This is a genomic window from Bradyrhizobium sp. BRP20, assembly GCF_020194215.1.
Classification (GTDB): domain Bacteria; phylum Pseudomonadota; class Alphaproteobacteria; order Rhizobiales; family Xanthobacteraceae; genus Bradyrhizobium; species Bradyrhizobium yuanmingense.
Map to the genome: position 1 here is coordinate 145983 of NZ_JADYVY010000016.1, position 19178 is coordinate 165160.

The following is a 19178-nucleotide window of genomic DNA, read 5'->3' on the forward strand; positions in this document are numbered from 1 at the left end:
ATTCCGGGGACATTTACTGATCCTAACGCCAGATTTGGACATATCAGGCGCCCATTGCCCGTAGCGAAAAAGAAGCCGCCGCGCACTCAGGACGACGATCCAGCCTAGGTGATCTCCGCCCGATAAAGGATTAGCCGAGTCGATTATCGACCCGAACCGGACATCGACCTGAGCGGGATGTCTACATCGAACGACAAACACTGCACCCTCGGCTAAATTATCATCCCTTACCGGCACTTCAGGTCGTGATATTGAGACCACGGGCGCCGTGAGGCGGCGGCTGTTTGAAAGGAAAGCTATGTATAGTCCTTCTCAACAACTCATTCACCTGGGCCTTGGCTTCATGGTCTCCCAAGCCTTGCGCGTTGCGACAGATCTCAACGTTGCGGATCGCTTGGTCGCCGGAGAGCGGAGCGTCGACGATCTGGCGGAGGAAACGCATTGTCACTGCGATGCGCTCTATAGGATTATGCGGCTTCTCGCCGCCGAGGGGGTCTTTAGCGAAACCTCGGCCCGCCGTTTCCAACTCACCGAATTGGGCGCAGCTTTGCTTTCCGACGCGCCCTCAAGTCCCCGCGACCTGATCCGAATGATGAACAGGGAGCCCTATCTCGCCTTCGCTCAGCTCACTCATTCAGTGCAAACGGGTTTGCCGACGTTCGAAACCGTATTTGGAAAGCCCAGGTTCGATTGGCTGGCGGACCATCCGGACGCGGCTTCGCTATTCCAGCAGGCGATGATCGCGCTTAGCCAAGGCGCCAATGAAGCTGTAGCAGAGGCGTGTGATTTTGGTGCGTTTTCTCAGATTGTCGATGTCGGCGGCGGCCATGGACAGCTGCTTTCGGAGATCCTAAAGAGACACCCTCACCTTTCCGGCATATTGTTTGACCTACCGGCCGGGGTTGAGGCAGCGCGGGCTGATGCGGCAAGTTTCCCGCCACAGACCTCGTTCGTGGCCGGCAATTTCTTCAACGCCGTTCCAGCCGGTGCGGACGTCTATATCATGAAAAAGGTCATTCACGATTGGAATGACGAGCAAGCGGTACGCATCCTGCGCAATTGCCGAGAGGTAATGAAACCCCACGGACGAGTGTTAATTGCGGAGACTATTATTCCCCCGGGAAACGAACGAAATACGATCAAGCTAATCGATGCGAACATGCTTGTCGTTACGGGGGGCGTCGAGCGAACCGAGAGCGAATTTGCCGCTTTGCTTGCCGCCGCAGGTCTGCGGCTTGAGCGGGTCATTTCGACCGCCCGGGCGATCTCAGTTCTTGAGGCAAGCCGAGCCTGAAGTCTTCGAAAAAGCATCGGGTCATACATGCGCAACGAACCTTTAGATCGTCGAAACCTCTGCATGTCAGCTTTTGCCCCATCGCTGCGGCATCCCGCGACCGAGGATATGTCGGCTGTCAAGGGTAGACCGGGCCTCACCTAAGCCGGGCCAGATCGCCGCGATTGACCCATCGCGGCCTCCGTGTTGCCAAGGAGGGGATTTGCCATCGGCAGCGTTGGAGCAGATGAGCTGGCCGGTGCCAGCCGGCCCGGAACCCTTTCAATAGTATTTTCTTGAACAGATGGATCGAGGCTCGATCGTCGGTGGAATCCGACAAAAAATGAGCTCCGTAGACGTCGTTGTTCCCTGCTTCAGGTATGGGCACTTCCTGCGAGAGTGCGTCGAGAGCGTTTTGACGCAATCCGGTCCCGAATTGCGCGTGCTCATCATTGATGATGCGTCACCTGACAATACCGCGGAAGTTGCGCAAGAGTTACGGTCCGATTCCCGCGTCGATTACCGCAGGCACATCTCGAATCAAGGTCTCATCGCGACCGCCAACGAAGGCATTGCCTGGGCGAGCGCCGACTATATGCTTCTGCTGTCTGCGGACGACTACCTGCTGCCCGGTGCCCTGTCGAGATCGGTCGATCTGATGGACAATCACCCTTCTGTCGCTTTCACCTTCGGAGGCGCGGTTGTTCTAGACCAGCGCGGGGATCATCCATTCTACAGAAGCTATTATGGAACGGAAGTGGATCTCCGAACGCGCATCTTGTCCGGACTCGAGTTCATCACTCTTAGTCGTGCACAATGTATTGTGGTGTCACCGACCGTCGTAGTTCGCACGAGCCTGCAGAAAAAACTGGGCGGGTATCTAGCAGACTTGCCCTACGCCTCCGACATGGAAATGTGGTTGCGGCTCGCCGCACATGGCGACGTCGGATTCATTGGTGCGGACCAGGCCGTGTATCGATACCACTCACTCAACATGTCGAGTGAGCCTTCACCGGAGCTAAACCTGCTCCAACGCAAGGCGGCTATCGAACATTTCCTGAATGGCGGCGCCGCGATGCTGACAAACGATCTCAGGAACTGGTTGACCCGCCAATTGGCACTTGACGCGATCGTCCGCGCAAGCATTGCCTTCAACGAAGGAGCGATAGACACCTCAGCACGCCTTGCCGAACTTGCGTTGAGTATTGACCCAAGCGTTCAACATTCACGTCGTTGGTGGTTTCTTGCCTGCAAGAAGGTGCTTGGATTGCGAGGATGGCAGCTGGTGCGGCCTTCAGTTGAGTTGTTCAGATCCATCTTCCGGAACGAGCGGCGCTGAGTAGCCGAGCTCGCCGCGACGCATAGGCTGCCCGCTAGAGCCATTGGCGCATTTTCCGCTTCTGGCCCGTAGCCGAAGGTTCCGGTGGCTGTCGGCGCGTCGGTTGCGGGGTGTAGCGCGGAAGCCGCTGAGATCGGATCCCATTGCCAGCATGTGCGCCCATGGCCGACCCACGAGCGTCCTCCGCCAGGAGCCGCTTGTGGCCCAAGAGGGACATATCGGGTTGCGAAGCAGAATGCCTGCTCTCGTTCACCACATTTAAACCTTAAGATTGTACGAAGAGTGCTCACCCACAGGCTGCAGGAACATGCGAACAGCCCTCGTACGGAAGCCAGCATTGGACTTCGGGCAATGAAGGCCTGGCAGACCAGCTGCATCGTGGCTGTTCTCGCATCCGTGGGACTCTTTCTGGCCGCCGCTAACAGACCGGCCGCGACGGTGCCCGATGTCATGTCGCAAGCGGCAGCGAGCATACCGGCTGCAGCGAGCATGGCGGCTCCCACGAACGTGGTGACGCCGGCCGCCTACGCAGAGGCATCCGCCAGACTTGCGGCAGCGCTTCGGGAAGAAAGAGCAGAGCCGGGCGCGGTGATGTCGGCAGGTTCGGCACCGCTACGCACCGAAGCCGAGATCGTCGATCAACCCGTCGCGCCGAAATTGGCCTCGTTGGGACAGGATGTCGTCCAATCGCTGCCGCCGGAACGCGATGCGTCCAACGGTGCGCCGAAAGCGGCGTCGACGCGGGATTTCCGTCATCTGGCCTACTACGTCTGGTCCGAACTGCCGCCCGCCGAGAAACCGGCGGAGATCGTCTTGCGTGCGTTCAGGGACATTCCGCTGGGAACGCCGACCGAAGAAATCAAGCGCGCTGCCGACGCGTTTGGTCTCGATTTCAATTTCATGATGGCGGTTGCCAAGATCGAATCCGGTTTCAACCCCAATCAACGCACCGGGTCCTATATCGGGCTGTTTCAGCTGAGCTATTATGAGTTCGGGAAGTTCGGCTTCGGGCAGATTCGCAGTCCGCGGGATAACGCCGTCGCCGCCGCCTACAAGATCATTACCGAGGGCGTCCTGTTCGAGTGGATCACCCACCGTAAGCCGGACATGAGCGATCTCTACCTGATTCATCAGCAGGGCTGGGAAGGCGCCGCCGAGCACATCAGCCGGCCCGCTCGCGCCGCGTGGAAATCGATGTGCGCCACCAGCGAAGGCAAGGAGAAGGGTGAGCGGTGGTGCAAACGCGCGATTTGGGGCAATGCACTTCCGGCCTTCAAGCGCACCTGGAAATCGGTCGACAACGTGACGTCAGAAGCGTTCGTCGGCATGTGGCGCGGCCGGGTCGCCGAATTCTACACGAAATATGTGGCGACTGCTGCGGCGGCGGCAAACCAATAAGTCGGTCGTCGGCAGCGCCGCGCATGCTTGCTTGTCTTTAGCGCAACTCGCCGGCCGTCGGCCTTTACCCAGGGTGTGTTGGGCCCTCACCTGAACGGGCTATTGAGCCGTGTAAACGCAACGAAACCCGATATAGACCGCGTGAAAGTCGGCCGATTTCCACTGTACGGCTGACGCTTTTGTCTTGTCCGCACCATACCACCACGACCCGCCGGCCGTCAGTGCCTCATCGCCCCGCCGATCCGCGAGCCATTCCCAGACATTGCCACCCATGTCGTACAGACCGTTGACACCCCGCTTGGTGGTACCCACGGCTGCATGCCGCGGCCAGCGATCTCTATCGGATGTGTTCATGCCGTCAGGTCTATCGCCGACAGGATAAGGATAGGTGCGTCCATTTACGAAATCGTCGGTAGGATTCGCACGCGCTTCGGTATAGGCGGCTCTTTCCCATTCTTCCAGGGTCGGCAAGCGTCCGCCCACGGCTAAGCAGTAGTCACGAGCTTCGTTCCACGACACATGCACCGCCGGCTCATCTTCGCCGCCTGGTTCTCCGAACGGAGTCGCCCATGTCCAGCCACGGCGACGGATCCAGCCGCCCGCGAATTCGTGTCCGCCTCCTTCCTGTTCGGCCGCGGTCTTCAGAGCTTTGTCAGCCGCGAAATTGCGAAACTGGCCGATCGTGACCTCGGTCCGGTCGATGGCAAACTTGCCCAGATTCTCGCGTTGGGCAGGATCGGCGAATGCAACGCCGGTAACGGCCATCAAGCCACATCGCAAAGCAATCGAGCGCCATTTCATGTATGAACTTCTCCTGTATTGCTTCCAGGTGAGAAGGGCAGGCGTCGACCCTGCGCGCCTGCCATTCATCGATCAACTCATGCGCTGACGCAATGCCGCCTGCGAACGGCGGATGACGCCCTGGTACATGCTCTGCTTGTCAGGATACCATTGCATCGACGCGAGATTGGCGAAGCCGGGAATGCTTTCCATATGCCGTGCCATCCGCTGCCGCATGGATTGATCCGGCTGAGGACCGCGCAGCGCGCCGACATTCTCGGCCGCGTGATCCGGGTTCGATGTCGCGGCAAGAACGGTCGTCACCGCCGGATGGCCCATGACCCATTTGATGAAGAACTGCGACCAGTTCTCCGCAGCGATATCGCGGGCAAAATCGGGCAGCGGCCGGCCCTCGACGATCTTGTGCAAGCGGCCTTTTTCGAGCGGCATATTTGTGAGCACGCCGACGCCCTTGTCGCTCGCCGCGCGAAGGACGCGCTCCTCGGCGTGACGATTGAAGATCGAATAGTTGACCTGGATGATGTCCACCAGATCCTTGTCGATCAAGCCTACGAGAATGTTGTGATAGTCATTCTCGTGGACCGAGGCGCCGACATAGCGAATCCTGCCCTCTCTCTTCCATACGCGCAGCAGTGGCACGATCGCGTCGACATTGACCAGGCTGTGGCAGTGGAGCACGTCGATCTTGTCGCGCCACAGCCGAAGCCTCGATTGCTCCATGCTGGCCAAGGCGTGGCTTTCGTCGGCCAGGTAGTCGCCGGTCGACCAGATCTTGTTGCTGATGAACATCTGGTCCGTCACGCCCATCGCGCTGAGAAATCCACCGACGCTGACCTCGCCGGTACCGTAGAGCGGCGATGTATCGATCACCCGGACGCCGGCATCTATATATTTCCTGGTGACCTCTCGCAGCGCGTCGCGATTGCTGCCGGGCAGCAGGTCAAAAGTCAGAAACGTTCCCAGTCCGAGCGCGGGCAGACTTTCGTTGGTGCGGCCGATCGTTCGGGTGAGTACCGGCCCCGCCGCAGGCGCCCGCGATGCAGTGCCGGCTGGCGCTTGCGCACTGGCGCTCGAAACGCCAACCGAAGTTGCGTGAACAGCTGTCGCCGCGATGGCACCCATCGCGGTGGCGGCGCCGAGAAACTGGCGGCGATCGGTCGCCGTCGGCCAATCCTGTGGTGTCTTGTCCATTGCAAATCTCCGTGATTTCGCCTGCGGCACTTGTCGCCTGCCAATAGAAAGGATCGACCTCTCGCTTTGTCGCGCGGGATTCTGATCAAATCACCCCGATCCTGACGCGACGATGCTCCCTTTCCGGCCTGCAAGGAATTGCGGTTCCAAGCTTGAATGTGTATTCAGGCGACATCGCTTCGCAGGAAGTCGCGATGCACCGTGTCATTGAGAATGCGTCGACAATCGATCGGTTGAGCTCCCGGCCGGATGGCTGGCGGCGCACCCAATGGGCGAACGGCGCATTCGAAACGGCGTACCGGCCGATGACCTCCATCGTCGAAGGACGCATCCTGTCGCCAAATCACCTCATCATGGCGACCCTGTCCGGCGGCGCCGAGCGACATGAAATCTCGGCCGATGGCGGGCATCGCTATGACGGGCCCGATTTGCCGTCGACCGTTTCATTTCTCCCGGCTGGCTGCGAACGACGGCTTCGGCTTCACAATGTGGGTTGGCGATGGGCAGCGATCGCCCTCGACCCCGCCAAGATTTCAGCAATCGCCGGTGCATCGATCGAAGGACTCGGCCCCCTGTCGGGCTCGGAAGACAGCTTCGTCTGGAACATGCTCGCGGAGTTCGAACGAGTTGACGCGCTGGAGGGAGGTCTCGACGCGATCTATTGCGACACGATGAGCCTTGCTCTCGTTGTATACCTTGCACGCCGATACGGTGGTGCAAGAGTGAAGGATACATCGATCAAGCTGCCGGCGTGGAGGCTACGGCGCGTCACCGAATTCATCGACGCACATTTAAGCGCGACAATTCGGATTGCCGATCTCGCTGATCTTGCGCAGCTCTCGGAAGGCCATTTCCATCGCGCATTCAGGGCAGCGACCGGGCAGACGCCGCTGGCATTCGTCCATGCGCGGCGAGTCGCGATGGCAAAACAACTGCTGGCGAGCAGCAAGCTTTCGGTTGCGCAGATGGCGCTACGCGTCGGTTTTCTCAGTCCCGCGCATTTTGCCCGCGTCTTCCGGTCAATGACCGGCCAGAGCCCATCCCAATATCGACGCTCATTCCATCTTTGACGGGGGAAAGTAGCGCCTGACTGCCAATGGCGGACAACGGCAGCCGGCAAATAGCTGACGACACGCCTCAACCCTGCGTCATGTTCCGACGAGCCCGTGGCCCCGGCGTCAAGACGCAGCGGTTCACGACCAAGGACCCCTGCGGGTGATGAAGTCGCGGCCCGGCCCGCGCTACAGCGCGAGCACGACCTCGCCCGACACCGCGTCCGTCACGCCGCGTCCGTTGCCCTGGTCCTCGAGCACCGGCCTGAAGCTGTCGAGGGTCTTGATCATCGCCGAGCGGGCCGCGACCAGCGCGTCCTGGCTGGACCACGTGCCGATGAGGCAGAAGGTCTGATCGCCGGTCCTGATGATGACGCCGTGCTCCAGTCCCGGCCATTTGGCCTTGCCGTCTCGGTGCGCATCGAGGAAGGCGCCTTCCTGGCCCGGCTTCACCTTGAACTTGACGACGTTGTAAACCTGCATGACGCGCCTCCGGAAAATGATTGGATGAAAATGCGAGCGCCGTACCAGATCGGGCTCGGACCGATATCTTTGCACCCCCGCAACAAAAAGTCGAAAACATCCCCACGCACGGGCTTCACACCTCGTGGAACCAACGAGGGTGTCGCGCGTTGCTGCGCTGCTCTTGAAGGTGACGCGGCTGAAGCCGGGTCGCATTTCTGGGCCAATCAAGACGGGAAAGCCGGGCGAGCCAAACCAGATGCGTCGTATCCGACTCGTGATCGCAGATCGCCGTCCGATCGTCTTGCAGGGTTTTGCCACGCTATTTGCGACCGAACGTGACTTCGAGATCGTTGCGTCCTGCATCAATGGAGCCGATTGTCTCGAAGCCGTCCGGACGTTGGCGCCGGACGTCGCGCTTGTCGAGGATGGATTTCCCGATCTGACGGCCGCAGCCATGCTGGCCGCCGTCAACGCCGAAAGCCTTCGCACACGGCTGGTCTTCTACACCGCATCGATCGCACGCGGCGATCTCGCTGCGGCCGTCGCAGCGGGTGCCTGCACCGCCATACCGATGCGCGAGGAGCCCGAAAACCTGTTGCAGTCGCTGCGGCTGGTGGCGCCGAACGCGCACCCGGCGGCCCGCAAGGCAGGCAATGGCGCGTCTGGCGAAAATGGCCTGGCAGCGCTGACGGACCAGGAGCGCAGGATCATGCGTCTGGTCGCCAGCGGCATGTCGAACAAGGAGATTGCGCGCGAGCTCAAGCTCGCCCGAGGCACCATTCAGGCGCGGATCGATCGCATATCCGCGCGGCTCGACATCAACGGCCGGACGGAGCTCGCAAGCTTCGCCCTGACGCGCCTTTACGGCGGGGTCGGCGCGCTCGCAGCTCTGATTTGGGCGGCGCTCGAGGACGTTCGATCCGCCGGCGCGACCGAAGTCGATACTGTGGATGCCGACACTGTCACGGTCATGACCGCAGATGGCACCGGCGCGGTCGTGACGATCAAGATCACCTCCGCAAAAACGGCCCCTGCTCCGGGCAAGATGGCCAGAGCCGTCCGTATCGAGAGCTCCCCGGCCGACATGCCGACGCGAGCCGCCAAGCTCATCGAATCCCGAGCCGATATTGCTGGCAGCACGATCACAGTGCCGCCACTCAATCCTGCAAGGCCGGGCTTGAGCAGCGCCGGCACGTTCATGATGACGGCAGTCGGAGTCTCGCTCCTGAGCAGTCACGCCCAGGCGTTCACTGCTTGGGACAAGCCGAGCGATGTCTTTGCGTGGGCTGACGCGAACGCCCCCCGCGAGTTGGTCGCCCTCGATAGTCCCGGCAGGCCCGATCTCGACGGCTTCGACAAGCTGCCCTGGCTCGATCCCGACACACACCATGAACCATTCGCGTTGGAAGCTGCTCGAGGCGACGCCATGGCCAGAGCCGACGAGGTTCAGATCATCGATGCGGCCGCGCGCGAGGACGGCTTCGGCGACAACGGCAACCCTCATATCGGATCCGGCGCCATCGACGCTCTGAGTGATCAGAGCGGCTTGGAACAGGCGGCCGCAACGGGCGCGAGGAATGCCGAACGCGGCACGACACAGGCAGCGGCGATCGACGCACGCGATCATGGACAAGCGCAGCGCGATTTGCACGCTTCGGAAGACGGCGCAGCAGCCGGCAAGCCGGAGACCGAGCACGGGCCACCCGACCACGCATCAAGCCAGGGAAAATCGCACGCTTCGGAGAAGGATGCAGCAGCCGGCAACAAGCATGCCGAGCTCGGCCCGCCGGAGGGCGATTCCGCTCGTGGACAATCGCAGCGTGATTTGCATGGTTCGGAAAACGGTGCAGCGGCCGGAAAGCATCAGGACAAGCAGGGCTCGACCGGGCACGACCCCCATCATGGACAATCGGATCACGCTTCGGAACCCGGTTCCGCAGCTGCCAAGCAGCTTGCCGACGATGACGGACCCGCAAGCCATGCCAATTCCGGCCAATCGCAGCGTGACTTGCACCAGGCGCATCCAAACGCTTCTCAAAATCCGCATGCAGAGCCGGGCCAAAAGGCTGACGGCCACAACCCGGCGAACCACGGCGCCGGTGCAGCACAAGCGGCTGCCGCGCCCGGGGCCGGAGATTCCTTTCATTTCAGGAACGATATGCCATCGGCCAAGGGTTCGGATCATCGCGAGAGTGGCTATGGCACCGACACGGCAGAACACGGCCCGCACCGCGCCGGACATCCCGAACTGTCGCTGATCCCAGATGCAGACCTGATTGGCCATTCGCACGCGGAGCAAAGTGCCGTTGATCACGCGAGGGGCGTTGAGCATCATCCAGTGCATGATTGGTTTGTGTAGCTGACCAAGCAGAAGCTGCCAAAGCAAGAGGACGAATGACGCCGCTTCGCTCGACGGTCTCCCGCGCGGCCGCCGCGGGCTCAGCCGGCGTTAACCATGGTCGACGGTTCCGGTCCCAGCAAAATCGCTTCGAAGTTTCTTAAATCTTGCTGGGTACTCCTCCTGGGCGTGGCGACCTGGGAGAAGACATGAGCAAGCGGGCCAAACGCCGGAAGGTCGAGACGATCGCACTGCCGATGGCAGCGAGAGTCGGAATTGGCGCCGTGGCCATCGCAGCATTGGGGTATGGCCTGCTGGCTCGCCCGGGAAACGTGCAACCGGTGCGGAAGCCGTCCGCGCCCCAGGCCATGGCATCGTCAACGCCGGTCTACGTGGCACCGCAGGTTCACGCAGCAGCGCCCGCGCCGCCCCCGGTTCCTACTCCGGCGCCGCTGGTCGAACCGCCCAAAGCCGACGCCGAAATTCCCGGAGCCTTGGTCCGGCAGGTGGTCGACTATGCCAGCCGCCAGACGCCGGGCACCGTGATCATCGATACCAACAACACGTTCCTCTATCTCGTCCTGAGCGACACGCAGGCGATGCGCTACGGCATCGGTGTGGGCCGCGAAGGTTTTGCGTGGTCCGGTGAGCAGACCGTGGCGCGCAAGGCAGAATGGCCGGATTGGCGCCCGCCTGCGGAGATGGTCTCGCGTCAGCCTTATCTGCCGCGGTTCATGGCGGGCGGGCCCGGCAATCCGCTCGGCGCCCGCGCGATGTATCTCGGCGAGACCGAATATCGAATTCACGGCACCAACAAGCCCGAGACGATCGGCAAGCGGGTGTCGTCCGGCTGCATCCGCCTGACCAACGAGGACGTCGTCGACCTCTATGAGCGGGTGAAAGTCGGCGCGAAGGTGATCGTGCTTCCGACGAATGCGGCCCGTCGACCGTCCCAGGGTACGCCGCCCGATGCCGCATCCCGATCTCCGGACCCGGCGTCGCCATCGAACCGGCCGTCGGCAACGAGCGCACAGGTGCCGTCACCCGGACCGAGGATCGCCGAGGTGCAGTAGTTCGGTCCTTCCTCCTGGCTCTGCCCCGAGGACAAAGAGCAATTCAAGTCGTCACTTCACGTCGGTAGCCACGGCCGAACAGACCATCTTGCGCGACCAAAGCCGGTCTGCGTTGGCAAGATGCGGCACCGAATTAACCCTATCGACAAATGATTGCCGTTGGGCGGCGGCCGCCGGCAAAGTTGCCTCATTGACGCGCAGAATTTTCAGCGGCGCTAACCTGGGTCAGAGGCGCGTTATGCTGAGAATGGCGTTGTTGGGCCTCCTCATCCTGTTGAGTGTGGGAATGCTGTCGGCCATGGAGCTGAGCGCTCCACCGCGTCGCATCGCCGCCACGGTCCAGCCGCCTGCCGAGCAGAACGCAAGCATCCCCGCTTCGCACGATGCGCTGGCGAAGGCCGACCGCCTCGAGGTTGCCGCTGAGAGCCGCGCGATGCCGACACAGACCGCTTCGGTGGATAACCCGGTTGCTCCGCAGGACGTGCATGTCCGTTCATTCGCGCCGACGCCGATCGTCCGTCCGCGAAGCAAACCGAAACGGATCGCGACCGCTGAACCTCCCAAGCCGAAGCCAAAGGCATTTGGCGTCAAACGAGCCGCCACTGTTCAGCGCGCAAAGGCCGCCAACGAGACCGAGCAGTGTCGCCTCAAGGCGTTCGGCGGCCTGCTCAAGGCTTTGAACTTGACCGGCTGCGAAATCTGAGGCCGCCTCCAGGAACGTCTCGCAAACTCTTCCGATCAGCCATATGTTGCCCGCATGAAAAAGATCGGATTTCTCTCCTTCGGGCACTGGACGCCCTCGCCGCAATCCCGGACGCGCTCGGCGGCGGATACGCTGCTGCAATCGATCGAGCTGGCGGTCGCGGCCGAACAGCTCGGGGCCGACGGCGCCTATTTCCGCGTGCATCATTTCGCGCGGCAGCTGGCCTCGCCGTTTCCGCTGCTCGCGGCCGTCGGTGCCAAGACCAGCCGAATCGAGATCGGCACGGCCGTGATCGACATGCGCTACGAGAACCCGCTCTACATGGTGGAGGACGCCGGCAGCGCCGATCTCATCGCCGGCGGACGGCTGCAGCTCGGCATCAGCCGCGGCTCGCCAGAGCAGGTGATCGACGGCTGGCGATATTTCGGCTATCGGCCGGCCGAGGGCCAGAGCGATGCCGACATGGGGCGGCGCCATGCGGAGGTCTTCCTCGATCTCCTGCGCGGCGAAGGTTTTGCCGAGCCCAACCCGCAGCCGATGTTTCCCAATCCTCCCGGGCTGTTGCGCCTGGAGCCGCATGCGCCGGGCCTGCGCGAGCGGATCTGGTGGGGCGCCGGCTCGAACGCCACCGCGGTGTGGGCGGCGCAGCTCGGCATGAACCTGCAGAGCTCGACGCTGAAGAACGACGAGACCGGCGAGGCCTTTCACGTGCAGCAGGCGGCACAAATTCGCGCCTATCGCGCGGCGTGGAAGGAAGCCGGCCACAGCCGCGAGCCCCGCGTCTCCGTCAGCCGCAGCATCTTCGCGCTGATGGACGAGCGTGACCGCGCCTATTTCGGCGGCGAGCGCGGCAGCGAAGACCAGATCGGCTTCATCGACCCGCGCACGCGCGCGATCTTCGGGCGGAGTTATGCGGCCGAGCCGGACGTTCTGATCGAACAGCTGCGCCAGGACGAGGCGATCACCGAAGCCGATACGCTGCTGCTGACGATCCCGAACCAGCTCGGCGTGGATTATTGCGCGCATGCGATCGAGGCGATCCTCACGCAGGTGGCGCCGGCGCTGGGGTGGCGGTGACCTGAAAGGCGTGACACGACCGCAAGTCGTGATTGACTTCATGCACCACCGACGCCAATGATCTCTCGGGGCATTGTTGGACTGATCGGGGGTTGAATGGGCTTGCGTCCAGGAATTTTCGTTGCAGCATTCTTGCTAGCGGGGTGTGCGTCAGGGCCGATGGGCAGCTCGGCGCTGACAGAGAACGTCAAGGCCAACACTGCGCGGCTTGTCATCTATCGCTCGTCCGCCCTCGGTTTTGCGATCCAGCCAAATTATGCGGTCGATGGAAACGTCGTTGGAGGCAGCCAGGCTGCAGGGTTCGTCGCCTGCGAGCTGCCTCCGGGCCGCCACGAGGTTGCGGTCAACAATCTTCCACTGAGTACCAACCTGTTCGGGCAGGGAAGCGAGAAAGTGAGCCTCGATCTGCGCGCCGGCAGCACCACCTACCTCTCCGCCCAGCCACAGGTGGGAATCATCACGCCCGGTGCGATCACGTTGGTTCAGGTCACGGAAAGCCAGGGTCGTGCCGACGTCGCCAGCTTGCATCAGAGCAACAGCTCATGTGGCAAGGCGTGATCTGAGGCTCTCCGCGGCCGAAACGCGGATGAAACGCCTTATTCTGCAAATCGTCTTGCGCCTTGGTCGCTATGCGGTGCTTCCCGTCGTCGCGCTGGCATGCACGATTCTCGCCATCTGGCTGATGATCATGGACCGCTACACGATTGCGGCGCTGGCCACGGCACCGATTGTGTTCACAAGCTCCATGGCCACCATAGCACTCGCAATTGGGCTCCTGTTCCTGCCTTCGCGCAAGCATGGCGGTTTCGAAGCCGACGAACAGACCGCCCCGGGGCTTTGGGCCGCATGGAGGGAGCTCGATCGCAGTTTTGTCAGATCGAACCGCACTCTGCTGGTCGACACCGATTTCAACGCTTCGATCTCGGAAGAAAGCCGGTATGCGGGCGTGTTCGGGCAGCATGTCACGATGACCATTGGTCTGCCATTGTTGATGATCCTGGACCAGCGATCGGTTCGTGCCGTTATCGCTCATGAAGTGGCGCACGCCCGGCTTCGGCACACTTCGGGAGGCACCAACCTCGCCGATTTCATGGCGGCCGCGGAGAACGTTTTCTTCTACGCCGATCCGGAGCACACGATTACCGGATACATTGCTCGCATCCTACTCCATTCCCTGCTCGAAAGGCTGGAGAAGGAATACAAGGCATTGTCACGGGAGAACGAGCTTGCCGCCGATCTGGAAGCGGCCGAGCAGGTTGGACGCGAGGAGATGGCACGCGCGCTGGTGATGATGGAGGTTTGTGGAGCACGTCTGGCCGATCTCGTCTTCGCTCCCCTGCAGAAGGAGGTGCTCGGCGCAATCAAGGCGCCATCGCCGCCATTCGCGCGAATCTTAGATCAGATTCCAGCTATAAGAGCGCCCGGATTCATGACCGCCGCCGTCGCCAGTCTGAGCCGCCAGCACGATCCCGATTCGACACATCCGCCTTTTGGCCAGCGGTTGGCCAGCCTCGGATACATCGACGTACCTGACGTTGGCGAGATACAAATGTCCGCGGTTGACCAACTTCTCTCACCGGACGCTGCCAACCAACTCACCTTACGATTCGATGAGGAATGGCGGAAGAAGGTCCAGGAGTGGGTCAGCGTCGGCAGATGAACGTGCGGGCTCTGGCCGAGCGAACAATTGCTCGACGATCTTCGTGTGTCCGTGCTAGCTCTTGGGACCGGCGGCAGGATCACGCGAGCTGGACAGTGTTATGCTATCCTGTCTCCTCCACAGCGAGCTTGCCGCCATTCGCCGGGTCGCGCGATGAATCAGCGTCTGTCACTCGTCAGTCTCGTGGTCGCCGACTATGATGAAGCGATCGCCTTCTTCACGCGCGCTCTGGATTTCGAGCTTTGCGAGGACACGCCGCTCGGCGGCGGCAAGCGCTGGGTGGTGGTGCGGCCGCGGGGCAATCCTGGTTCTGGCCTGCTCCTGGCGCGAGCAGACGGGCCGGCGCAGACGGCGCGCATCGGCGACCAGACCGGCGGGCGCGTCTTCCTCTTCCTGGAAACGGATGATTTCGAGCGCGATCATGCGCGCATGGTTGCCGCCGGCGTGCGTTTCGTCCGGCCGCCGCGGCACGAGGCCTATGGCGTCGTCGCGGTTTTCGAGGACCTATGCGGCAACCGCTGGGACCTCATCCAGCCCTCCAGCCGCAGTTGACGCCCGACGACGCCGCTTCCGCGACGCTCACCCCGTCTTCGTCCCCGTGATGACGGCCAGCGCCTCGACGAGGCGGTCGAGATCGGCCTCGTCGGTGAAGAGCGCCGGAGTCACGCGGATGCACTGGCCTTTGGCGACGCCGGCGCGGCGCACCGTCATGATCCGGTAGCTGTCCCGAAGTTTCGCAACGATGGCCTCGTTGTCGGCCTTGCCGGTCTTGCCGGCGAGGCGGAACGACGTGATCGCGCCATATGAGCCGGCCTCATCCGGCGTCAGGATCTCGATATCCTTGAAGCCGCGGACGCGGCTCACCCAATAGTCGCGCAGATGGCGCAGGCGCGCTTGCTTGGCCGCGCCGCCGATCTGCTGATGCAGCGCCAGCGCCGTCGGCACCGTCAGCATCGTGGCGAAATTGACCGTGCCGGTATGCACCCGCGAGCGGATGTCGCTTTCCGGAAAATCCTCGTCGCACATGTTGCGATCGATGGCGGCGAGGCGATCCTTCCTGATGTAGAGGAAGCCGACGCCGAGCGGCGCGCCGATCCATTTGTGCAGATTGAAGCCGACGAAATCGGCCTCGAGCTCGCTCACCCGGAAGTCGAGCTGTCCCCAGGAATGGGCGGCATCGACGATCGTGTCGATGCCCTTGGCCTTGGCCATGCGGGCGATCTCGGCGACCGGCATGACGAAGCCGGTGCGGTGGCTGACATGGGTCAGGAGCAGAAGCCTCGTCTTCGGGTTCGCCTCGATGGCGCGGGCATAGGCGTCGAGCACAGCCTGGCGGGTGGCGGGCTCCGGCACGTCGAACTTGACCACGTTGACGCCACGGCGCGCCTTCAGCGCGTTCATCGCATATTGCATCGAATCATAATCGAGATCGGCATAGAGCACGCTGTCGCCCGGCTTCAGCCTGTTGTAGCCGCCGATGAGGAGCTGGAGCGCTTCGGTGGCGCCGCGGGTGAGCGCGATCTCAGCTGGAAGCGCGCCGACCGCCTCCGCCACCTTGGTGCGCACCGCCTCGAAATCCGCACCCGCACGCAGCCGCGCGTAATAGGTGTTCTGATAATTGACCATGTCGGACTGGCGGATGAACTCGCGCCGCACGGGCTCGGCCATGATGCCCCAATAGCCGTTCTCGAAATTGACGATGTCCGGCGTCACGGCATAGAGCCCTTTCACGGCCGCCCAATAGGACTTGTCGGTGGCGATGGCAGCCACTGAGCCGGTCGGCTGCGGCGGAAGTCCCTCGGCGGCAAAGGCCGGCCCCGCAAGCGGCGCCACGGCTGCTGCCGCGAGGCCCTTGAGCATCGCGCGGCGGTCCGCTGAAAACGTCCTGATCAGTTGCATGTCAGCTCTCCCCAGAGCGTTTTCGAGCGAAGCGGCGTCGGAATCGCATCGCGAAAGCGCCAAACGACGATCCAGAGCTCCGTTCCGACGTCACCGGACGAAGCAGGCTCTGGCGCGCGGGACAAGAGCAACGGACGATGCAGCGGAGATGACCGGAGCGTGACAATGCGATGATCGGAAGCCGAGGGCGACGGCGTGGCCGGAGCACCGGCCTCGAGCGCGCGAGCGGATGTGGGGGTCCGGTTTCTTCCTTTGTCCGGAAACCGGAACCTTCACATTCAGTGCAGATAGCCGATGAGATAGATGCCGCCGCCCAGGACGATGAGCGCGGGGACTGCCCAAAGAATGAACACAGGCATTTTCCTCTCCTCCAGTTGAATCCTCCCGGGAGAGAACGGGAAAAAACGGCAAACGTTCCGGATTTTGCCGGAACGGCGCAGCTGATGGCGAGTTCATTGCAGCGCCGCATGCAGCGGCGAGGGAGAACGCAATGAAGAAGCTCATGTTGATTTCGGCCGCCGCTCTGCTCGTGTCGACGGGCGCGATGGCACAAACCACCGTCACCACCACGACCGGAGCCGGGCACGGCGCGGCCGTGCAGATCGAACCGGAGTACCGCACCAAGATCCGGTCCTACGTCACCGAGCGCAAGATCCGTCCGGTCGAAACGCGCGAAAAGATCGTCGTCGGTTCGCCCGTGCCGAGCGACGTCGAGCTCGCAGCCGTGCCGAGTGACTGGGGTCCCTCGCTCACCAAGTACCGCTACGTCTACTCGGGCAACCGCGTGATGTTGGTCGATCCCGGCAGCCGCATGGTCGTCCAGGAGATCGACTAAACCGCCGCACGGCGGGTCGTCGCGGCGGCCCGCCCGTGCATTCTTTCGACAGCTCGTTTGCGGTAGCGCCTGATGCCGATCGTCCGATACGTCGTATTTGCAAGCATTTTCGCGGTGGCGCTGCTCTTGTTGCTGGATCGCTCTCTGCCGCAGCCCGCGGAGCGTGCTGCCGGCCCGGAGGCCGCTCGGGCCACCATTCGCATCCACTCCGCACGGGCGCTGCCTGAAAAAATCATCTTCGACACATCCACTCGGATCGCCGCCACCGTCTCCACTCCCCTGCTCGCCGCCGACGCGCCTGATCGCGGTACGAGCGGCGCATTGACGATGCTTGAAACGCGAACGCCGGACGTCGCGGCATCTCGGCGCGACACGGCGCGCGCAGCCGGTCTGCATTCGAATCGGAATGGCCGCGCGGCTTCCTCTCGCCTCTCCACGCGTCAGGTGACGGCCGGAGCATTCTGAGAGCCGGCGATCGTAGCGAACGCGACTCCATGGCCGCAGCACCAGATGAACGCTGAATGAATAAAAGCTGTGCGCTTCGCGTCGCGGAACTGTCTCAGGCTGAATCGAAGCGTCAACGTGTCCGACACAAGGAACGTTTCCGCGATTGCCAATTTATCCCGGGCCTGATTGGCGATTTGATTTTTGGAAACCTGGAGGAAATGCACATGAGGATCCTGAAGCTCTCTGCGGCTGCGGCCGCGCTGCTGGCCGGCACGGCGCTCGCCGTTGCGCAATCGAGCTCGACGGTCGGCACCGGCGGTTCATCGGCCGGCGGCGGCACCAGTTCTTCGACGGTGGGCACCGGTGGCTCTTCGGCTGGCGGCAGCGGGTCAGGCTCTGCTTCGACGCTCGGCACCGGCGGCTCTTCGGCCGGCGGCGGCACCAGCTCTTCGACCGTCGGCACCGGCGGATCGGCGGCCGGCAGTGGCTCGGGCAGCGGCTCGGCCTCGACGCTCGGCACCGGTGGTTCATCGGCGGGCGATGGCAAGAGCTCATCCAGCGTCGGCACTGGCGGCTCGGCTGCGGGCGGCTCGACCGTTGGCCAGTCCGGTTCGTCGAAATCGCCCGGCATGGGCGACGGCAAGTCCGGTAGCCACGCCAGCGACATGGGCCTCGAAAAGGGCAAGGGCCATAACAAGGACGAGTGGAAGAAGGACTAGTGCCTTGACCAGGAGCGGCAGCGATGCCGCTCCTTCGTCTTTGTTGGAGGAGAACTCGCATGAACAGATCAATCATTGCGATCGCAGCGTTGGCACTGACGTTTAGCGCAGCTCAGGCGGCTACCATGGAAAAGACCGGCAAGACGGCGTCGGGCGAGACGTGCAAGGTGACGGTGGTGAAGCATGCGGACGGCAGCATCACGGCCGCGGGCGCATCGGGTTCAGGCACGACGGGCTCGACCGCATCGAGCGGCTCGCTGTCGAGCTCGAGCTCTGCCGGCGGATCGTCGGTCAATGTGCAAGCGGGCGGCGGCCACGTCTCGAGCTCCTCGTCGACGGCGGGTGGGCCCGGCTCCACCAGCGCCAGCACCATCACCGTCAACGGCTGCACAATCTCGACCTCGTCGCCTTAGGGTACAGAAAGGATTGAATCATGAGAACGCTCGTTACGACCTCGGCGGTCGCGCTTCTGCTTGCCGCCACTTCACCATCGCTGGCGCAGACCAGCATCACCGGCGGCAGCGGCGGCTCGGCTGCAGCAGGCGGCACCTCCGCCTCCACCGTCGGCACCGGCGGAACGTCCACCTCGGCGACGGGCCGCACCGGCTCTTCGATCGCGGCCGGCGGAAGCGCCGCTACCGTCGACGGCAAGACCAAGACCGGCGTCAGCATGAACAAGGGCAACGGTCCGGTACTGAACTCCAATGCCCGCGCGCAAGCCCATGATGGCGGCACGTTCAGCCGCTCGCACACCCGCACCAAGGTCAAGGCCGGCGAGCAGGTCGGCTCGACCACCAAGACGATGTCGCATGTGCCGGGCTCGAAGCCGACAATGTCGAGGACGACGACGACGGCGCGCTAGAATCGCGCGGCTCTATTCCTCACCACCTGCTGCCCGGCTTGGCCCG

The 19178-nt window shown here is 62.7% G+C and carries 20 protein-coding genes; 15 read left to right on the plus strand and 5 right to left on the minus strand.

Going from position 1 to position 19178, the window contains the following annotated elements:
• Positions 1-298: 298 nt before the first annotated feature.
• The 3 genes from I6F33_RS29995 to I6F33_RS30005 all read left to right on the plus strand — a co-directional run bounded on the left by I6F33_RS29995 (position 299) and on the right by I6F33_RS30005 (position 4010).
• Positions 299-1294, plus strand: coding sequence for a methyltransferase (locus I6F33_RS29995; protein ID WP_057028272.1), 996 nt, complete (start codon positions 299-301; stop codon positions 1292-1294).
• Positions 1295-1616: 322 nt separating this feature from the next.
• Positions 1617-2612 (plus strand): glycosyltransferase, encoded by a 996-nt coding sequence (locus tag I6F33_RS30000; RefSeq protein WP_036026842.1) that lies wholly within the window; start codon positions 1617-1619, stop codon positions 2610-2612.
• A gap of 351 nt (positions 2613-2963) precedes the next feature.
• Positions 2964-4010, plus strand: a complete 1047-nt coding sequence (locus tag I6F33_RS30005) for a lytic transglycosylase domain-containing protein (protein WP_225144962.1) — start codon at positions 2964-2966, stop codon at positions 4008-4010.
• A gap of 99 nt (positions 4011-4109) precedes the next feature.
• Here the strand turns inward: I6F33_RS30005 and I6F33_RS30010 are convergent, their stop codons facing one another.
• Both I6F33_RS30010 and I6F33_RS30015 read right to left on the minus strand, forming a co-directional pair.
• Positions 4110-4811, minus strand: a complete 702-nt coding sequence (locus I6F33_RS30010; protein WP_225144963.1) for a formylglycine-generating enzyme family protein — start codon at positions 4809-4811, stop codon at positions 4110-4112.
• 72 nt (positions 4812-4883) lie between these two features.
• The gene (locus I6F33_RS30015) at positions 4884-6002 is read right to left on the minus strand and encodes an aldo/keto reductase (protein WP_225144964.1); all 1119 of its coding nucleotides are present in this window, start codon (positions 6000-6002) and stop codon (positions 4884-4886) included.
• Between the two features lie 194 nt (positions 6003-6196).
• Here I6F33_RS30015 and I6F33_RS30020 point away from each other — a divergent pair, with 194 nt between their 5' ends.
• Positions 6197-7072 carry an AraC family transcriptional regulator gene (locus tag I6F33_RS30020; protein ID WP_225144965.1) on the plus strand — a complete coding sequence of 292 codons (876 nt, stop codon included), beginning with the start codon at positions 6197-6199 and terminating at the stop codon, positions 7070-7072.
• A gap of 171 nt (positions 7073-7243) precedes the next feature.
• On the opposite strand, the gene I6F33_RS30025 is transcribed toward I6F33_RS30020, so the two are convergent.
• Positions 7244-7537, minus strand: coding sequence for a hypothetical protein (locus tag I6F33_RS30025; RefSeq protein ID WP_036014479.1), 294 nt, complete (start codon positions 7535-7537; stop codon positions 7244-7246).
• Between the two features lie 139 nt (positions 7538-7676).
• Here I6F33_RS30025 and I6F33_RS30030 point away from each other — a divergent pair, with 139 nt between their 5' ends.
• The 7 genes from I6F33_RS30030 (at position 7677) to I6F33_RS30060 (ending at position 14922) form a co-directional block, all read left to right on the plus strand.
• Positions 7677-9878, plus strand: a complete 2202-nt coding sequence (locus tag I6F33_RS30030; protein WP_225144966.1) for a LuxR C-terminal-related transcriptional regulator — start codon at positions 7677-7679, stop codon at positions 9876-9878.
• A 188-nt stretch (positions 9879-10066) separates the two neighbouring features.
• Entirely contained in the window at positions 10067-10930 is an 864-nt protein-coding gene (locus tag I6F33_RS30035; protein ID WP_225144967.1) for a L,D-transpeptidase, read from the plus strand.
• Between the two features lie 238 nt (positions 10931-11168).
• The gene (locus tag I6F33_RS30040; protein WP_109145435.1) at positions 11169-11633 is read left to right on the plus strand and encodes a hypothetical protein; all 465 of its coding nucleotides are present in this window, start codon (positions 11169-11171) and stop codon (positions 11631-11633) included.
• Between the two features lie 54 nt (positions 11634-11687).
• Entirely contained in the window at positions 11688-12710 is a 1023-nt protein-coding gene (locus tag I6F33_RS30045; RefSeq protein WP_225144968.1) for an LLM class flavin-dependent oxidoreductase, read from the plus strand.
• 159 nt (positions 12711-12869) lie between these two features.
• Positions 12870-13268 carry a DUF2846 domain-containing protein gene (locus I6F33_RS30050; RefSeq protein ID WP_225114314.1) on the plus strand — a complete coding sequence of 133 codons (399 nt, stop codon included), beginning with the start codon at positions 12870-12872 and terminating at the stop codon, positions 13266-13268.
• 28 nt (positions 13269-13296) lie between these two features.
• Positions 13297-14370: a M48 family metallopeptidase gene (locus tag I6F33_RS30055; RefSeq protein WP_050995992.1), complete on the plus strand. Its 1074-nt coding sequence runs from the start codon at positions 13297-13299 to the stop codon at positions 14368-14370.
• A 153-nt stretch (positions 14371-14523) separates the two neighbouring features.
• Positions 14524-14922 carry a VOC family protein gene (locus I6F33_RS30060; protein WP_225126981.1) on the plus strand — a complete coding sequence of 133 codons (399 nt, stop codon included), beginning with the start codon at positions 14524-14526 and terminating at the stop codon, positions 14920-14922.
• Positions 14923-14949: 27 nt separating this feature from the next.
• Here I6F33_RS30060 and I6F33_RS30065 read toward each other — a convergent pair whose 3' ends face one another.
• A complete protein-coding gene (locus tag I6F33_RS30065) occupies positions 14950-16269 on the minus strand; it encodes an aminotransferase class V-fold PLP-dependent enzyme (RefSeq protein WP_225144969.1) in 1320 nt (439 codons plus the stop codon).
• 490 nt (positions 16270-16759) lie between these two features.
• Between I6F33_RS30065 and I6F33_RS30070 the strand changes: the two genes are divergently transcribed.
• From I6F33_RS30070 to I6F33_RS30080, 3 genes are all read left to right on the plus strand, one after another.
• Positions 16760-17104 carry a DUF1236 domain-containing protein gene (locus I6F33_RS30070; RefSeq protein WP_036026829.1) on the plus strand — a complete coding sequence of 115 codons (345 nt, stop codon included), beginning with the start codon at positions 16760-16762 and terminating at the stop codon, positions 17102-17104.
• A gap of 72 nt (positions 17105-17176) precedes the next feature.
• Entirely contained in the window at positions 17177-17569 is a 393-nt protein-coding gene (locus I6F33_RS30075) for a hypothetical protein (RefSeq protein ID WP_051057172.1), read from the plus strand.
• Between the two features lie 206 nt (positions 17570-17775).
• Entirely contained in the window at positions 17776-18270 is a 495-nt protein-coding gene (locus tag I6F33_RS30080) for a hypothetical protein (protein ID WP_225144970.1), read from the plus strand.
• Between the two features lie 112 nt (positions 18271-18382).
• Here the strand turns inward: I6F33_RS30080 and I6F33_RS30085 are convergent, their stop codons facing one another.
• Positions 18383-18661, minus strand: a complete 279-nt coding sequence (locus I6F33_RS30085) for a hypothetical protein (protein ID WP_192893365.1) — start codon at positions 18659-18661, stop codon at positions 18383-18385.
• 42 nt (positions 18662-18703) lie between these two features.
• Here I6F33_RS30085 and I6F33_RS30090 point away from each other — a divergent pair, with 42 nt between their 5' ends.
• The gene (locus I6F33_RS30090; protein ID WP_225114320.1) at positions 18704-19132 is read left to right on the plus strand and encodes a hypothetical protein; all 429 of its coding nucleotides are present in this window, start codon (positions 18704-18706) and stop codon (positions 19130-19132) included.
• The last annotated feature ends 46 nt before the right edge of the window (positions 19133-19178 follow it).

What these genes read in the sequence shown, in the direction of transcription:
- I6F33_RS30045 (WP_225144968.1), top strand. Translation starts at nt 11,688, where the DNA reads ATGAAAAAGATCGGATTTCTCTCCTTCGGGCACTGGACGCCCTCGCCG.
- I6F33_RS29995 (WP_057028272.1), top strand. Translation starts at nt 299, where the DNA reads ATGTATAGTCCTTCTCAACAACTCATTCACCTGGGCCTTGGCTTCATG.
- I6F33_RS30040 (WP_109145435.1), top strand. Translation starts at nt 11,169, where the DNA reads ATGCTGAGAATGGCGTTGTTGGGCCTCCTCATCCTGTTGAGTGTGGGA.
- I6F33_RS30025 (WP_036014479.1), bottom strand. Translation starts at nt 7,537, where the DNA reads ATGCAGGTTTACAACGTCGTCAAGTTCAAGGTGAAGCCGGGCCAGGAA.
- I6F33_RS30020 (WP_225144965.1), top strand. Translation starts at nt 6,197, where the DNA reads ATGCACCGTGTCATTGAGAATGCGTCGACAATCGATCGGTTGAGCTCC.
- I6F33_RS30075 (WP_051057172.1), top strand. Translation starts at nt 17,177, where the DNA reads ATGCCGATCGTCCGATACGTCGTATTTGCAAGCATTTTCGCGGTGGCG.
- I6F33_RS30060 (WP_225126981.1), top strand. Translation starts at nt 14,524, where the DNA reads ATGAATCAGCGTCTGTCACTCGTCAGTCTCGTGGTCGCCGACTATGAT.
- I6F33_RS30080 (WP_225144970.1), top strand. Translation starts at nt 17,776, where the DNA reads ATGAGGATCCTGAAGCTCTCTGCGGCTGCGGCCGCGCTGCTGGCCGGC.
- I6F33_RS30090 (WP_225114320.1), top strand. Translation starts at nt 18,704, where the DNA reads ATGAGAACGCTCGTTACGACCTCGGCGGTCGCGCTTCTGCTTGCCGCC.
- I6F33_RS30005 (WP_225144962.1), top strand. Translation starts at nt 2,964, where the DNA reads ATGAAGGCCTGGCAGACCAGCTGCATCGTGGCTGTTCTCGCATCCGTG.
- I6F33_RS30015 (WP_225144964.1), bottom strand. Translation starts at nt 6,002, where the DNA reads ATGGACAAGACACCACAGGATTGGCCGACGGCGACCGATCGCCGCCAG.
- I6F33_RS30055 (WP_050995992.1), top strand. Translation starts at nt 13,297, where the DNA reads ATGAAACGCCTTATTCTGCAAATCGTCTTGCGCCTTGGTCGCTATGCG.
- I6F33_RS30070 (WP_036026829.1), top strand. Translation starts at nt 16,760, where the DNA reads ATGAAGAAGCTCATGTTGATTTCGGCCGCCGCTCTGCTCGTGTCGACG.
- I6F33_RS30010 (WP_225144963.1), bottom strand. Translation starts at nt 4,811, where the DNA reads ATGAAATGGCGCTCGATTGCTTTGCGATGTGGCTTGATGGCCGTTACC.
- I6F33_RS30035 (WP_225144967.1), top strand. Translation starts at nt 10,067, where the DNA reads ATGAGCAAGCGGGCCAAACGCCGGAAGGTCGAGACGATCGCACTGCCG.
- I6F33_RS30000 (WP_036026842.1), top strand. Translation starts at nt 1,617, where the DNA reads ATGAGCTCCGTAGACGTCGTTGTTCCCTGCTTCAGGTATGGGCACTTC.
- I6F33_RS30065 (WP_225144969.1), bottom strand. Translation starts at nt 16,269, where the DNA reads ATGCAACTGATCAGGACGTTTTCAGCGGACCGCCGCGCGATGCTCAAG.
- I6F33_RS30050 (WP_225114314.1), top strand. Translation starts at nt 12,870, where the DNA reads ATGGGCAGCTCGGCGCTGACAGAGAACGTCAAGGCCAACACTGCGCGG.